Raw genomic sequence first — 16,205 nt, 5'->3', positions numbered from 1 at the left:
CCTATACAGCCTTTCTCTTTTGCTTTTAGAGTTGCAGCGTATTCATAACCATTACATAAAAAAACTATTATGAAAACGAAACCAACTACCATCAAGTCCATGATGTTGATCCATGATCAACAACGGATTTCATTAAATCTTATCTATAAGAACATCAAACGATCACCAGAATAGTTGATGATTTAAAATATACAGCGCATAAAGAAAAAGGGTGCCTATTCTGATTTATGGAATATGCCTATTTACCTTATGTATACTGTAGCCGACTTCTGTACTAGATAAAGATATACATAGTAAGATTTAATAATCAATATCGTATTTTATTGTTCGCACTCTAAATTTACTACTCCTTATGCAATCTTACAAGTGGTTTGAAGCACATATTGTCTTTCAAATATACTTTTGTGAAGTCGGCATTTTACAATTCCATCTTAATTTTTGTTAGTAATGGCTGGAGTTATGTAGGATATTAAATTGAATTGATTTTATTCCTTTTGAAAAATCCTACATCAGCATTTTACGATTAACCAAATATATTACACTTGAAAATGAAGAATTTTTATCAAGAGGGAAGAAGTATGCCTTTATTAGAGTACATATCTTCCGCTAAATCACCCGCGATTTTTAAAATATTTAAGGCAAAGAGGCAACATATGGATGAAGAAATTTGTGCAGAAGATTTAGAAGGGTATACTTCATATCTGGCTTCACAAATTTATGAGTATCAATTACGATTGAAGTATTCAAAAGACGCGGAAGGAAAAATGTATTCACAGAAAGAGGGGGCTTCTGATGAAGTTAAAGACTTAGATTTCGTTAAAAATGTTATAAAATATTTTAATAATATTATCCCTACGCACAACATGAATATGTTGACCATCATTTTTCTATTGATCTTTAGTAGTAATGCAGTTTTTGCTGCCGTACGACAGGACACTACATCATTTAAAATTCCATTTACATATTTCCTTTCAGAAAGAATTGACACTGGATTAGAAAATAAGCTTCGTCAGCAGCATTCAGACATTGATTTCAATAAATATCCTGTAAAATCGTATAAGGCGAAAGCAAACTTAATTCAAAGTCTCCCAGTAGAGTCTAAAATTGATGATTATGTTTTAGATATGCGTATTAGGGTTTTTAATGATTCACTGGATCGTGAATTTGTAACACTTCGTGAGTTAAGTGAGAATCGCATAGTTGTATTAGATTTTTGGGCTTATTGGTGTAAACCTTGCTTAGCTTCTGTAGTGCATTGGGAAACAAATCACAAATCACTAAAAGATAATATCAGCGTATTAGCTGTAAATGTGGAATTTGATTTTTGGGCCATACGATATGCTAAAGATCGGAATTGGAAAAATACACAGGTCATCGGTCCGGCATCTTATTTTCTAGCAAATTATTTTCTAAAACAAACACTTGTTGGTCCTAATGTGTGGATTAAAGACGGATATTATTTGGGAGCTTCAAACCCGATACAGGAATCATATGAATTTGTTAATCAATTAAAAGATGGTCACATCAACTACATACCAAAAGAAAATCGTTATGAACCAATATATACTTCACCTTTTCAAGACTAACCTAATAATATGATGAAATTAAAATGTTATTTTTTTTTATTGTTCCTAAGCATATTAGCAACAGGAATTAAGGGGCAATCAATAAGAGATGTATCTGGAATTATTCGCTCAGAAGGCACCAATGAGCCTATTGCTGGAGTAACGCTTCAAATACACGGGCGTACAATTTTTTACGTTACTGGTGAACAAGGAAGATTTACGATTCCACAGGTAAGGGACTCAATGATGCTCCATATAAGTCATGTTCAATACAAATCCAAAACTATTATAATCAATAATAAATTGGACGAATTAATTATTCATTTGGAAAGGAATGAAGGAGAAATCCAAGAGGTAGCTGTATACGCTACGGGATATACTTTGATACCTAAGGAACGTGCGGCAGGATCTTTTGAGATTTTTGATAAAAAAAAGTTAAATCAATCACTCTCATCGAATATTCTAGATAGATTGGATGGACTTTCTGGATCACTTGCTTTGGATCGGAGAGCAGCAATGCAAACAGAAGGAGGGAAAACGGATGTTTCACTGCGGTTAAGAGGTATGAGTACGTTAATGAGTGATGCTCGACCATTAATTATTGTTAACAATTTTCCCTTTGAAGGCAAATTATCTGACATTAATCCCAATGACATTGAATCGATATCTTTTTTAAAAGATGCTTCCGCATCTGCAATTTGGGGGGCTAAGTCCGCAAATGGTGTTATCGTAATTCAGCTCAAACAATCTAAAATAGGAGAAAGTAAATCAATAAATGCATTATTTACAACTCGTATCAGTAATAAACCTAATTTATATGCTAACAATAGATTTATATCTGCTCCTGAATATATGGGTTTCGAGGAAATTATGTTTAATCGAAATTATTATCGTGATGAAAAAACAATATTGTTATCTCCATATGTACATCTATTGTCCAAAAAGCATAAGGGCCTAATTGATGAAAACGAATTTCAATTTGAAAAATCAAAATTTATGGAACAGGATATAAGAAAGCAAGCAGATCAATACTTATATCAAAATGCCATAGATAAAATAATGAATATTAATATGAGTGGAGGCTCATCCTTACATAGCTACCTGTTCTCTATTGGTTATGATGATGTTAAACCTGTTTTGGTAGGGAATTCTAATTCAAGACTATCACTAAGGGTAGATAATAAGATAAGGATCACATCTAAATTTGAAGCACAGTTTTCGATAGATTATATCCATAGAATGGAACGAAATAATAGTGTATCGTTATTTGATCAGTCAGGAATAGTTCCAGCAGATAAGAATATGATATACCCTTATGCATCTCTGATTGATATTAATGGAGAACCAACTAGAAGCGCAATTGCATTTAACCCATTCTTTTTAGATTCATTTAATCAATCTCATAATAGAGATTGGTTATTTAGTCCCTTGGAAGAACTAGATATTAGAGATAATACTTATAAAAATAATTCCATTCGAATGTTTAGCAATTTAAATTATAAGTTATCAAAAGATTTAACGATCTCAGCTAATTATATATTTAATAGCACAAATGGGGACAGAATTAATCATTTTACTGCAGATTCGTATTATACAAGAAACTTAGTCAACAGATTTATGCAAGGTCCTGGTTCATTCATTATTCCAAATGGTGCTATAAGACATAAAACTGTTGATTCTTCGCGTAAGTATGGTGGGCGTATGCAACTGGATTTTAATAAAAATATATTTAATAAACTTTCGATAAATTCTTTAGTTGGAGGTGAAATTAGCTCATATATTTCCATATTTGATCCTTTACAGATATTGTATAATTTCAGTAAGGATAATTATATAGGGCAAAATATATTTGATTATACCAAATACTATACAGTGAATCCTGATGGAGCTCAACGAATCCCTTCATCAAATAGTCAAATCTATGAGCTTACAGATAGGTTTATTTCTTATTATGGCTTAGGAACGCTGATGTGGGATAACAGATATTTATTAACAACTAGTTTGCGCTGGGATGGTTCTAATTTATTTGGCGTAAAAACCAATCAGAAAGGAGTTCCATTATGGTCTTTAGCTTCTGGCTGGCTTTTACACAATGAAAAATTCTTGAATAATTCAAAGTTGTCAGAATTAAAATTAAGAGCTACAATAGGGGAGAATGGTAATATCAACAAGAATGCGACAGCTTATCCAACAGCAGTATTTACAACTAATAGTAGTACTGGATTAAGAGAGGCACTTTTAAAAACCGCAGGAAATCCACAACTTAAATGGGAACGTGTACTTTCCTGGAATATTGGTGTAGATTGGGCACTACTAAAACGTTCATTAGGTGGAAGTATAGATTTTTTCAAGAAGGATGCATACGATCTTATGGGCTTAAAAGAAGCAGATCCTACTACAGGAATCAATCCAATTTTATCGGGAGTTAAACAAATGATCAATTATGGCAAATTTGAAAGTTCAGGTTTTGATGTAAGATTGTTTAGCAAAAATAACATAGGGAATAACCTCATAATTGATACTGATTTTAGTATTAGTAAAAATTGGAATAAAGTAGTCGATTATAACGTTGTACCATTGGGTATACAAGACTATTTTCAATATATCGTTCCTGCCGTTGCAGGCAAGTCACGTGATATATTTTATGCATTTCCTTGGTATGGGCTTGATAGCCAAACTGGAGCCCCATTAATTATGGAAGAAGGTAATCTGACTACTAATTATACTAATGTTCCCAAGTTTCTTCCTGAAAACCTTATTAATATAGGAAGCAGTTTTCCAATATGGAATGGTTCATTTCGAGCTGTATTGAGTTACAAACAGCTATCCTTAAGTGCATTGATTCTTTGGAAAGGTAAGTACAATTTTAGGAGAAGCTCTATAAATTACCAAGAACTTTTAGATAGTTGGAATATGCATAACGATTATTATTTACGTTGGCAGCAACCAGGGGATGAAGATAAAACATATATACCTGCAATTCCTACTACAGTTGATCGTAATAGAGAACTATATTATATGAATTCTGATGTATTAGTTGAGAGAGGAGATTATATTAGGTTACAAAGTATTCAGATAAATTATAGTTTGCCCTTAAAGAATAACTTATTTAAGTTAGATGTAATAGGGGTAATGGAAAATCTTGGTTTGATTTGGACAAAAAATAAACAAGGTTTAGATCCAGAATATCATCTTTACTACTATAATCCTCCCAAACAGTTTTCATTAGGATTAAGAGCTAACTTTTAAATTATATGATTATGATTAAGAAAATATTATATATGTTCATAACTAGTATTTTGACCCTAAGTTGCTCACAAGGTTTCTTAGATATAAAACCTGCTAAAAATCTGGTTGTATTATCAACTATAGAAGATTTTGAAGCTTTACTTGATCGTGTAGCGATATTTAATGAGAAGGGTTCACAGTCTCTCGCACTAATTTCAAGTGATGATTATTTTTTAACCAAAAGCTCGTGGGAAACGATTGTTACACCCTTTCAACGTAATGTATATATATGGGATAAGGAGATTTTCGAAGGAACTCAATCAGCAGATTGGGATAATGGGTATGAGCGGATATTTTATTCTAACATTGCGATTGAAGGTTTGAATAAGATTGTGCCATCAGAAAATGATCAAAAGAAATGGAACGATGTGATGGCAAGAGCGTTATTTCATCGTGCATGGAACCACTTTAATATTTTAGTTTTGTTTGGTGAGTATGGTTCCGAATCACAGGATTTAAGTAACAAAATTGGAATACCTCTAAGAAAAGAATCAGATATTACTATACCAGTAACACGTGAAAACGTAAAAGCAGCTTATGATTTTATAATTGAAGATTTAAATAATGCTCAAACTTTATTTGATGACTCTAAATATAATATTGAAAGACCATCAAAACAAAGTGTATTGGCACTTTTGGCAAGAGTATATTTGTATTTTCAAGATTATGAGAAAGCTTTTCATAATGCAGATCTTTGCTTAAAAATGAATGCTGAATTAATTGATTATAATGAATTAGATGCATCTAGATCTTATCCATTTCCTGCATATGGTTTAAATAATAAAGAAATTCTATTTAATTCATGGCAACCATCTATCTCAGCATTAGCTCAAAGTAGATTATGTATTGATACAAATTTATTAGTAACATACTCTAATGATGATCTTAGATTGGGAATGTTTTTTAGAGATAATGGACTCGGAAATAAGACTTTCAAAGGTAGTTATGTAGGTAATTTGTTTATGTTCTCTGGAATATCACTTAATGAAGTTTATGTAATTGGAATGGAAGCAGCCGCAAGAATTGATAAATTAGATGTAGCATTATCATTGTATAATAATCTGAAAATTAAACGAATAAATAAATTAAGTTATGTTCCTCAATATGAAGTTTCTAAAGATCAATTGATAGAATTGATATTGAAAGAAAAGCGTAAAGAAATGGTCTTGCGATCAAATAGATGGGAAGACTTGAAAAGATTTAATAACACCTCTGGTGCAAAAATGATATTAACAAGGAAATTAGATAATCAAATTTATACACTTCCTCCATTTGATAATAGGTATACTATGCCAATTCCTGAATATGTCATTAAATTTTCTGGAGTGCAACAAAATATAAGATAATTAAAGGAAGAGCTCCAAATTTTATTGGAGCTCTCTTTTAATTTTTACTCAACTAATCGGCTATATGCTTCATCGGTTACATTATGATCGGTTTGAGCTTGAGTAACAGATGTTGGGAAGGGATTTGCTGGGTTCAATTCAATTTCTATCGCGCACATATCGGTGTTTTTAGCAGTACTACATGGATCATCAGGGCTATTACTTGGCGGGGAAGATAGTGGAGTTGATGAAATGATACCAGAAGTATTCACAGGATACCAGTTCGAAGATTGTTCCTTTTTAACAAATGACATAAGCGTCAGACTTGTAGCAGCAATGACTAAGGCTACCAAAGCCATTGCATAGTTTTTAATGTTTTTCATAGTGTTTGATTTACATTGTTAGTAAAATTTTATTTGCTTATTTGGGCTATCTAATAGGATAGTCCATTTTTGTTATCCAACAACTCTCATTTTTTGTTCGATGCCTGAAAGTTCACATTTGGATATTCTGAAAACCATTTGGCTGGCGATGCCCTTTACCTAAATTAACCTAGAATCTAGATTCCGAAGTTTTATTTTCATTGATGATATTTTATAATTTAATTGAAGATGTTTTTTGAAGTGAGAACTGTATATACCAAGCTGTCACACTCAGGATTAAAAAGATTGAGTTGAATAATAGATGTTCATCCCAGTTCATTCCAGAAATTATAAGGCCACAGCCACATGGTAATTTATCCCAAACATTTAGCAGCGCTGCAGCAATATATAATGTAAACACGCTCATTAATAAAGTCGATAATATGAATCCCCACAACCTATATTTTGGAACGACAATTAATATTACTGTAGTAATTTCTAATAATGGAATACTGTAAATAATAAATTTAGCTACGTATTTGTTAAATGGCTGATTATAAATATTGTTCTTGAAAGTTTCAAAATCAGCAATCTTGTTTAAACTAACTGGAACCCATAGTATTAGTAAAAGAAACGTAATAGCTACAAGTATATATGTCTGTTTTTTCATAGTTTCTAATTTTATAAAATAGGAGATAGGACCTATAATTCAAATTTCGAAACTGTATCATATGAAAAAACTACTCACTAATGGGATTAATTTAGAGTACTTTATCTATTTCTCCATTTAATTAATGCCCGGTAAATTGAGTTTATTGATATTCCTAATAGCTGTGCCGCTTTTTTATGGGTTAATGAAGCTTTTAGATTTTTCATGTTTTCAGCAAAATATAAGTATCTGTCGATTGTGCTGCTGATGCTACTCAAAATACGTAGTTGAGCCAGTTGTTTTTTCTTTTTGTTATTCAGTATGCTGACTAATGTATTGACTTCTGGAATATCCTGCTGTACATGTTTTAGTGCTTTATATGGAATTTTAATAATTCTAGTATTTGGATGTAGTGCAATGATATTACCTACGGAAGGAGTGGAACTAAATAAATGTACAGTACTCATTAAAGCCATTTCAGGCAGTGCTATACTTAGTATGTGTATTCTGTAATTCGAATCATAAATAATTCTTGCAATTGCGCCATGGGATACGAAATAGACATATTTTTGCTTTTGACCCTGTAAGTAGATAATATCTCCCTTAGAAAGTGGTTTTATTATTTCTATATTTTCCTTTATCCACTCTATGTGATGCATTTCAATAGTACTATGCTTTTTCCAAAAAGCTAAAAGTGCTCGAAATGTAGGATTGTTATTTCTTATAACTACCATTTTTGATGGTTTTTATTTGGTTCTATTTTTTAGTTTTTATCTTTTAAGTAATTAAAGATTGATGCTCGATCTGATAGCTCAGCGCTTAATTAAGAAATGCTTAAAAAAAGAATGTTGTGAATTTTTATTTATTTAATTTCGAAAATTTTAAGTTCTTCTTTCCCTAAAGAAAATCAGTGCTTTAAATGATGACTCCTTTTCATTAACATGATTATTGAAAAATCTATAGATACTTAATAAGTATTATTTCTAGTAATTATTTTACAGAACTTTTAAGTAAATATAATTTACCCTTAATCACCTAATAAAAAATTACATTTTCACAGATCTTCATCAAATCATAGGTGTAACTTTTTAATAAATCCATGATATTTTAGGTTCTAGATTACAGTATAAAAAGTAATTTATAAGAAATTATTTAATACTATTGCGGCCTTCTATTAAGTGTTCCTCAGTAAGAATTTAGCTGGGAGATATTAAATCAATCTCCCAGCTAAAATTCGTTGTTTACTTGATATCCTCTTCTTTAGCGTAACTAATATCAATTTCAAGTATGTCTTGATTTACTAATCCAATAACACTATTATAATTATTAGCTGTAGTACTTTTAAGTCCAATTAGCTTTCCCCTTCCTTCTTTAGGAGGTTCTGGATCAGATGGATTCGACATTGGAACAGCTTTGGTAAAAATAATAGGTGAGCGTAGAGTCATACTATTAGCTACTTGTACCTGAATGCAAGTTTTTACTTCAACAGGAAGCTGCGAGAGATAATTTTGCTGATGAATATTTAGCTCAATATGATTTAATATCCAGCTGTCAAAATCTAATAGAATTGAATCAATTTCTACTTGCAATTGAGCGTCATTTAAAGCGTAAAGTTCAGCTATTAGCTGAGCAATTCCGAGATTTGTTAATGGGTGTTTTTCCATAATGTAGTTGTTTTGAAATGAAATTATTAGGATAAAATTAGCACTCATGGCCCCCAATAATCTATTCTGCATCTCGGATTATAGCCTCAAATGCATTATTTTATCCCCAAATGCATGTTATCAATGATAGGATGAAAATTTCAAATATTTTTGGAAATAGAATTCTACTCAAATACAATTTTGGAACTTACTTTAGTTAAATACTGATTAGGTTTTATTGGGAAAAATTTGTTAAAAGTATATTATTTAATTATATTTTAATACTTCTAACCTATGGCAGCATATTTTATGTGTAGAAAAATTCATATTAACATTATACTTTTAATATTATCTACAATTTTGTCGTTTTATATCCTAGTTGCGCGTCAATCAATTCCTATATTAAAAGCAATGCAGAGTTTTCAATTCTGGTATATGTTCCTAATTGGTGTTGGCTTATTGTATTACTACTTTAAACTCTCCTTAAGGTTTCACCATAATATTCATCATTCTGAAAATCAACACATATTACTATTTATTGTAACAAGGTTAGCTGTAGGGATATTATTTCCGATTTTTGTCTTTACAACATTGATGGAAATTATTTTTTCCTTATTAAATCTAGATTTTAATAGTAGTGGCTACATGCAAACTGAATACTACATGGTAATTAATATTTTATGTATTACCACACTAGGGCTCTTGGTATACTATTTTTACGATCAAAATAGAATCTTAAAAACTAGTAAAACAAGTTCAAAAATAGGTAGCCATGATCAGATCGAGTTAAATAATACTAATGAAGAAACTCTAAAGTCTCAAAATAATGAAAAAATAGAGATCAAAAATGATTTGTGGTCTTCAAATGATTTTAAAAGAGAATTTGCTGAGCTTGAATTAAATCTAGCGGTTTTAAAGGTAAATAAAGAATCCACAATAATATTTAAACATGATGGCACCTGGGAGTCTTATGAAAATAGGGATATTATTAATGAGCTGAAAAACAGTGATTTTATGCTGCAATGCAACAGGTGGATTTGGATAAATAAATTTTTTATTAAAGGAATAGTAAAGAAAGGTAACCAAGAATATATAACACTTAAAGATGACCTGGAAGAAAAGTATAAGCATATAAAATCTTTTAATGAGGGATATACTTCTAATAGGAACAAAAGACAGTCATATCTTTTTATAAGCCGAAATTTTAAAGATAGCGTACATCAAGAATTGAAAAATTATAAATAAGTCCATTCTTAAATTGAAAAATATTTTTTTAAAATTTAAGGTAATTAAGATCCTTTCTAATTCAAATTAAAGAACCATCTATTTTGAATTTTAAAAATGTAAGTATTTATGTCTTAAGAACAGTCTTAGGCATTTTTAGGTTATATTAAATGAGGAATCCTGAGTTATGGTATTGTATGACAATAAGGGTATACGAAGTTTTTATATGGTTCTTTATATTTCCAGTAAGTATATTTTGTTGGGAAGAATAATAATGATTAGTGTGCTATTATTTTATTAGTAATTACTATTATACTTACAGAGCTCAACCGCCATAAAATTTGATTGTTCTATAGTAAAATTCTATATTATGGCAATAATTGGTGAGATTATAAAACGAGCAATTGGCGTTTCTGGTATAATTAGTTCAGATCCTAATCCAATAAAAGCGCAACAAGAAGTTTTGCTTTCTTTGCTCAACAGAGCAAAAGAAACAGCATTTGGAAGAAAATACAATTTTTCAAATATTCTTTTGGAAACAGACCCAATCAAAGCCTTTCAATCAGAAGTTCCCATTTATGATTACGACAAAATTCATGAGCAGTGGTGGCATTATCTTCATCAGGGTCATGAAAATATTACTTGGCCAGGAGGGCAGAGGTATTTTGCTTTGAGTAGTGGCACAACTAGTAATAGTAAGGCTATTCCCGTTACCGATGACATGATTGATGCAATTAAAAAATCAGGCATTCAGCAAATTCTTAGTCTTAAAAACTTTGATTTACCCGCTGATTTCTTCGAAAAGGATATTATGATGCTTGGTAGTAGTACACAATTGAAGCATAACAATGGATTTTTAGAGGGTGAAATTAGTGGTATATCAGCTGCCAATATTCCTTTATGGTTTCGAAAATTTTATAAGCCTGGGCGTCACATTGCAGCTAGTAAGGAATGGGATGAACGTCTTGGTAAAATAATTAGAGCAGCTAAAAATTGGGATATTGGCAGTATGACAGGTATTCCATCGTGGTCTGAAATTTTATTGAAGGAAATTATTAGTTACAATAAGGTTGAAACAATTCATGACATTTGGCCGAATTTGCGTGTCTATACGACCGGGGGCGTAGCATTTGGTCCTTATCGCAAAAGTTTTGAAAAACTATTCGCGCATCCCATGATTTATATTGATACTTATCTGGCATCTGAAGGATACCTAGCAACTCAAAAAAGGCCAGATACTAACGGAATGGCACTTATAGTTAATAATGGTGTTTTTTTCGAATTTGTACCATTTGTTGACGAAAATATGGATGAAGACGGCTCTGTTAAATCATCCGCGCAAGTGCTGACCATAGATCAAGTAGAAGAAGATGTGGAATACGTGCTTTTAATCTCTACTGTATCGGGGGCTTGGCGATATATGATTGGTGATACAGTAATGTTTAGAGACAAAGAACGTGCTGAAATTATTATCAGTGGACGCACCAAGCATTTTTTAAATGTAGTAGGTGAACAGCTTTCAGTTCATCAAATGAATAATGCCATTCAGAAATTGGAAGAAAAATTTAATCTTCACATTAGTGAATTTACGGTTGCTTCGATAAAAGATGGCGATAAAAACATTAATCGTTGGTATTTGGGAGCAGATAAGATCTTAGTGTCTTCGGAAATTAAAGAAACTTTAGATCAAGAATTGAAAGATTCCAATAAAAATTACAAAGTAGCAAGAAATCAAGCGTTAGATGAAATTCAGGTAAATGTAATACCAGTCACGCATTTCTACGCTTGGAGTGAGAAATTTAAAAAGTTGGGAGGACAAACAAAAATTCCTCGTGTCATGAAAGAAGAAGATTTCCAGGAATTTGAAAATTATATTAAGACTTTATAATTAGTAGTAAACTGATATTGTATAAGAAATTTTATGATTTAATTTCTTTCACAATATCGGTTTCTTCTTTTATTAGCTCTTCTCGATTTGCATTTGATTTTTTCTTTTCCATCTTAGCTACCAATTCTACAATATCATCGGGTGATAAATATAACTTTGCTATTTTATCTTTGTATTTCTGAGGTAATTCACTGTTGCTCAAAATATAATCTTTTGTTGCCAGAATATAGGATCCCATTCCTCGATTAACAGCAAAAGTATCAGCCACACGTTCAGCTTTACGGATATAAGGTCTAGAAATCAAATATAATAAACCAAATTTTGCTACACTGAATGTAGAACGCTGTTCATAATCCATAATATGTCCTAGCTCATGGCCTATCCATCCAATCAAGACTTCATCGGATATACGGTGAATTGGTTGTATGGTATGCGTCAATTTAAATACGGGTTTAATCAGGATTTCATATGCTCTTTTACCCCTGGGGCCAAGTAAGGTATGAACAACAGGCCTAGCTGCCATAATAGATGACTTCAATTTTCGGGTAAAAACAAATCGTATATTGGTACGCTTTAACTCTGGATAATAAGATAAAGCCTTTAGAATTTGATTTTCAAGAATTTTTGGAATTCGCTTATTTCTTGATAGGTTTTTTTTTGTTGAGTTTAAAGTATTATTTGTATTTCCATTTATTCCCATTCTCAATCCTTTCTGTTTATTAATGTCGAACAACCTTTGCCTTAAAAAGTTCTCTAAAAAAAAACCAGATTACTGGACTTAGCCTGTAACCTGGTTAACATTTCAACCAATGAATATGTTTTTGGACACTATTATTTGACGAGTTCTGCTAATACTTTATGCAGATTTTCTTCTTTTAGATTTATAGCAACGATCTTACCAGATGGGTCTATTAAGTAATTTTGTGGTACGCCTCGAACTCCATATAATACCGCAGCCTCATTTCGCCAACCCTTTAAGTCTGCAGCATGTACCCACGGCAAATCATCATCTTTAATAGCTTTTAGCCAAGCTTCTCGACCGTTGTTTTCATCTATTGATACGGCAAAAACCTCTAATCCTTTTGGTTTAAAATTAATATAAGCCTTCTTTAAATTGGGGTTTTCAGCTCTACAAGGCGCACACCAGCTCGCCCAAAAGTCAAGGAGCACAAATTTACCTTTGAAGTCTGCCAACTGAATCATTTTTCCATCTTTGTCTGGCTGCGAAAAATTTGGGGCCATACTACCCACAACAATATTTTTTTCTGCTAGGATGCGTGATTCTAATTCTTTTCCTTTTATAGAAGTTCTGACTGCACGATTCAGTTCAAGGAAAGTAGGCTCTATAGCTTGAGTACCTTTTTTATTTGCTACTTCTGTTAATGCTTCTGCAGCAAAAAATGAATCGGTATTAATCTTCGCAAACTCCAATTGTTTATCTGTTCTATCATCAAATATTTTATCAAATTTTGATTTGATGGCTGCATACTGTTCATTTTTATCGGCTGCATCTTGTGGTACAGCATTAAACGTAGCATTTGCTTTATCAATAATATTCATAAAATCGCCGCCAATAAAATCCAAGTATTCCTGAAATGCTTGATGTAGTGGAGATCCTGTAATTGCTGCAGTTTTTATCGAATCAGCTACCGAAAATTTATACTTTTCATTTCCGATATAAAAGTAAAGACGATCACCGTTGTATTGCGTTTTCATTTTGCCAAGACCTTCCTTGTCTAGTATCATACGGGCATAATTAGGTTCTTCTACTTGACCCTTGAAAGCGAATTTACCATTTTTGATTATGGCAGAGTCCGCAACAGAATAGCCGTTGTTGACATAGTCTAAGTATATTTTTTTACCATCCAAACTTTTAGGTGCTTTTCCGTCGATTTGGAAATTGTTGTCTTGTGCCAGCGACAGATTACTAACCAAAAGTGCTGCAAGTAATGTATATAATGATTTCATAATATGTATTTTTTAAATAGTGTTTATCGCCAAGTTATATCAACTGCTGTACCTGGAATACCTTCAATTTTTTTCAGGAGTATTCCATTATTTCTTGTCGAAATGTTTGTGTAAAATAGTGTAGAGCCTGATCCCACAATTAATGTTTGTTCATCATCCGATAACTTAAGCATCGTTACGTTGTCTTGAAATTTAGTTTCTATCTCAAGTATATTACCGTTAAGCGGTGTGTAGCGAAATACTTTATTACCGCTGGCAATAAAAATATATCCAATACGTGTGGCTACGATTTTACTGTTAGGGGTAATGATCTGCTGATTGGAAAACGTCTTCTTATGGACCGGTGTAAATGTAAAGGGTCCATTAAAATTCACATTAAACTTCAATTCATATACCACACCTGCTTGGTTTTTTGCATAGGCATAGGTGTCCGTATTATTAATTTGAACCATATGCAATAATTCTAGGCCTAGATTCATTGGATCAAAAATATCAGTTACCATTACCGAATATTGTGTTCCAAAATACATCGGCGAGCCATAATTGTTTAATCGAAGAAACTGCTTTTTGTTCTTCTCAAAAGCAATCATACTGAGGTTGTCATTCACATTCGTCAAAATAAAATTGTTGTGAAGTTCATAGTCGCCATCCGCATAGGAGCCAAACATACCGTAGGTATTAGCTTGATCCCATGTATTGGTGGTACCTCCATAGAATTTGCCATTTATCACACCCATAAGTACGCCGTTGGGTGTCATTTGCAAACTACCTACTTCTAATGGACTAGGAGCCAGGAAGAAGTTATCTTCCAACGTTCCAGGCTTTAATTCTTCTTGTACAAGGTTATTCACATTCAATCGTACGCCTCCATTTTTGCTTATGATCCAATAGCCTAATGGGGTATTACCTGTAAATTTATTTGTCATGTAATGAATTGACAAAGGATTATCAGGAAGTGGCTTTAGGTTAATGGACTCGTAAATGCGCGCCTGGACGTCTCCATTTGGTTTGATAAAAGAAAGTTGAGACTTTCCATTTTCTAAACTCAAAACCAAAGTTCCTTTAGAAAATTCGGTATTCCCTTGAATTTTGAAGTCGTAGAAATATTTAATTCCATTTGATTTATTGGTTAGTGTAAGTCGCGCATTGTATAGTTTAGCTTGCAAGCCAAAAATCGTGCGCAGTGAATTTCCCGTATACTTGTATTGATCGTAGTTTACCGCTTCAGGTACCGCTATTTCCCAATTTGCTTCAATGTCTTCAGGCGCTATATCTTTATAAATAGGACTAATAATAAGGCTGTCACCTACATTTGCATAATACAAGGTGTCGAGTCCCTCTACTTTGGGAATAACAGGCATATCGTATTCGTAATTACCTTTGTCTTTATAGCATGCCGTGAGTGTGATAAATACGCTCAAACATACCGCAGCAATTAGTTTTAGTTTATAGTTTACATGTATTATCATTATCTAACCTCCCTTCCTAATTCGTCAATAAATTGATATTGTCCAGATCCAACATTTTTCTTCAAGGTAATCGTACGACTTGGGTTATCCTTATGGTAAAAGTCATAGGTAGCACCATTATCTTTTGTAGATAATTCATATCCTTTTTGCGGATTTCTATCCACCCATTGAAAAGGATTGTTCAGCATCGCACGTAACATGTCGGCAAAATATAGGTTCTTCGGTGCGTCAAGACCTTCTGTGGTCAAGGTTGTTTGATCAGTAGCAATTATAAATAATTGATGTTTAGTTCTGGAATATTCTTGCAGCCACATGCTCCACCAAATAGGTTGTTCCAAGCGGGCTGAAAAAACAACTTTAGCTTTAATGATTTTAGGATTCTCAATATTAAAATCAGCTGATTCCTTTAATTTGATGATTAACGAAACGGAATTTTCTTCCAAATCAGGGACATTGTAAATCACCAAGGGTAAGAATGTTTTACCCGCTCCAACATCTAATTTGTACTGTAGAGCTAGCTTTTCAAAATGCACATCTTCCACAGCTGTAGAGGAGTCTTGCTCCACATATGCCGAATAAAATCGCTCTTTTGGTTCACGAATTCCAGATAGGCTTACTGGTATGTAAATCGTATCAGAAGCCTTATTCATATTATATGCGAATGTGTAGACTATACTGTCTTTCTGTGCCGAAGGCAAATCAAAATAAATATTCGCATCACGGTCGTATAGTAAAGGTTCGGCTTGTTTGCAAGCGGAAAAAGTAAGTATGCTTAAAGCTATACTTATCAATATGTAGGTAGTTATAGTTTCAATTTTCATACT

Annotated in this window: 13 protein-coding genes; 5 read left to right on the top strand and 8 right to left on the bottom strand. The window is 32.4% G+C overall.

Annotated features, from left to right (window positions below):
- Positions 1-548 precede the first annotated feature (548 nt).
- Genes FLS47_RS01880 through FLS47_RS01870 form a run of 3 tightly spaced genes read left to right on the top strand, consistent with a single transcriptional unit; the run spans position 549 to position 6,199 of the window.
- Positions 549-1,586 carry a TlpA family protein disulfide reductase gene (locus tag FLS47_RS01880; protein WP_149912701.1) on the top strand — a complete coding sequence of 346 codons (1,038 nt, stop codon included), beginning with the start codon at positions 549-551 and terminating at the stop codon, positions 1,584-1,586.
- Positions 1,587-1,595: 9 nt separating this feature from the next.
- The gene (locus tag FLS47_RS01875) at positions 1,596-4,814 is read left to right on the top strand and encodes a SusC/RagA family TonB-linked outer membrane protein (RefSeq protein ID WP_149912700.1); all 3,219 of its coding nucleotides are present in this window, start codon (positions 1,596-1,598) and stop codon (positions 4,812-4,814) included.
- A gap of 11 nt (positions 4,815-4,825) precedes the next feature.
- Positions 4,826-6,199: a RagB/SusD family nutrient uptake outer membrane protein gene (locus FLS47_RS01870; RefSeq protein ID WP_188347334.1), complete on the top strand. Its 1,374-nt coding sequence runs from the start codon at positions 4,826-4,828 to the stop codon at positions 6,197-6,199.
- 44 nt (positions 6,200-6,243) lie between these two features.
- On the opposite strand, the gene FLS47_RS01865 is transcribed toward FLS47_RS01870, so the two are convergent.
- From FLS47_RS01865 to FLS47_RS01850, 4 genes are all read right to left on the bottom strand, one after another.
- Positions 6,244-6,561 carry a hypothetical protein gene (locus tag FLS47_RS01865; RefSeq protein WP_149912698.1) on the bottom strand — a complete coding sequence of 106 codons (318 nt, stop codon included), beginning with the start codon at positions 6,559-6,561 and terminating at the stop codon, positions 6,244-6,246.
- A 211-nt stretch (positions 6,562-6,772) separates the two neighbouring features.
- On the bottom strand, positions 6,773-7,210 hold the full coding sequence (locus FLS47_RS01860; protein WP_149912697.1) for a MauE/DoxX family redox-associated membrane protein: 438 nt from the start codon (positions 7,208-7,210) through the stop codon (positions 6,773-6,775).
- A gap of 101 nt (positions 7,211-7,311) precedes the next feature.
- Complete coding sequence (locus tag FLS47_RS01855) at positions 7,312-7,923, bottom strand: Crp/Fnr family transcriptional regulator (protein ID WP_149912696.1); 612 nt, start codon at positions 7,921-7,923, stop codon at positions 7,312-7,314.
- Positions 7,924-8,430: 507 nt separating this feature from the next.
- The gene (locus FLS47_RS01850) at positions 8,431-8,853 is read right to left on the bottom strand and encodes a hypothetical protein (protein ID WP_149912695.1); all 423 of its coding nucleotides are present in this window, start codon (positions 8,851-8,853) and stop codon (positions 8,431-8,433) included.
- A gap of 273 nt (positions 8,854-9,126) precedes the next feature.
- On the opposite strand from FLS47_RS01850, the gene FLS47_RS01845 reads away from it, so the two are divergent.
- Positions 9,127-10,077 carry a hypothetical protein gene (locus tag FLS47_RS01845; protein WP_149912694.1) on the top strand — a complete coding sequence of 317 codons (951 nt, stop codon included), beginning with the start codon at positions 9,127-9,129 and terminating at the stop codon, positions 10,075-10,077.
- A 349-nt stretch (positions 10,078-10,426) separates the two neighbouring features.
- The gene (locus FLS47_RS01840; protein ID WP_149912693.1) at positions 10,427-11,944 is read left to right on the top strand and encodes a GH3 family domain-containing protein; all 1,518 of its coding nucleotides are present in this window, start codon (positions 10,427-10,429) and stop codon (positions 11,942-11,944) included.
- Positions 11,945-11,975: 31 nt separating this feature from the next.
- On the opposite strand, the gene FLS47_RS01835 is transcribed toward FLS47_RS01840, so the two are convergent.
- From FLS47_RS01835 to FLS47_RS01820, 4 genes are all read right to left on the bottom strand, one after another.
- On the bottom strand, positions 11,976-12,644 hold the full coding sequence (locus FLS47_RS01835; RefSeq protein ID WP_149912692.1) for a hypothetical protein: 669 nt from the start codon (positions 12,642-12,644) through the stop codon (positions 11,976-11,978).
- A gap of 131 nt (positions 12,645-12,775) precedes the next feature.
- Positions 12,776-13,912, bottom strand: coding sequence for a TlpA disulfide reductase family protein (locus FLS47_RS01830; protein ID WP_149912691.1), 1,137 nt, complete (start codon positions 13,910-13,912; stop codon positions 12,776-12,778).
- 23 nt (positions 13,913-13,935) lie between these two features.
- On the bottom strand, positions 13,936-15,381 hold the full coding sequence (locus FLS47_RS01825; protein WP_149912690.1) for a PKD-like family lipoprotein: 1,446 nt from the start codon (positions 15,379-15,381) through the stop codon (positions 13,936-13,938).
- Positions 15,381-16,202, bottom strand: coding sequence for a DUF4843 domain-containing protein (locus FLS47_RS01820; protein WP_149912689.1), 822 nt, complete (start codon positions 16,200-16,202; stop codon positions 15,381-15,383). The genes FLS47_RS01825 and FLS47_RS01820 overlap by 1 nt, the downstream gene beginning before the upstream one ends.
- Positions 16,203-16,205 lie beyond the last annotated feature (3 nt).

The sequence above is a fragment of the Sphingobacterium cavernae genome (genome assembly GCF_008520265.1).
Classification (GTDB): domain Bacteria; phylum Bacteroidota; class Bacteroidia; order Sphingobacteriales; family Sphingobacteriaceae; genus Sphingobacterium; species Sphingobacterium cavernae.
This window is presented reverse-complemented; position numbering and strand designations above follow the sequence as displayed.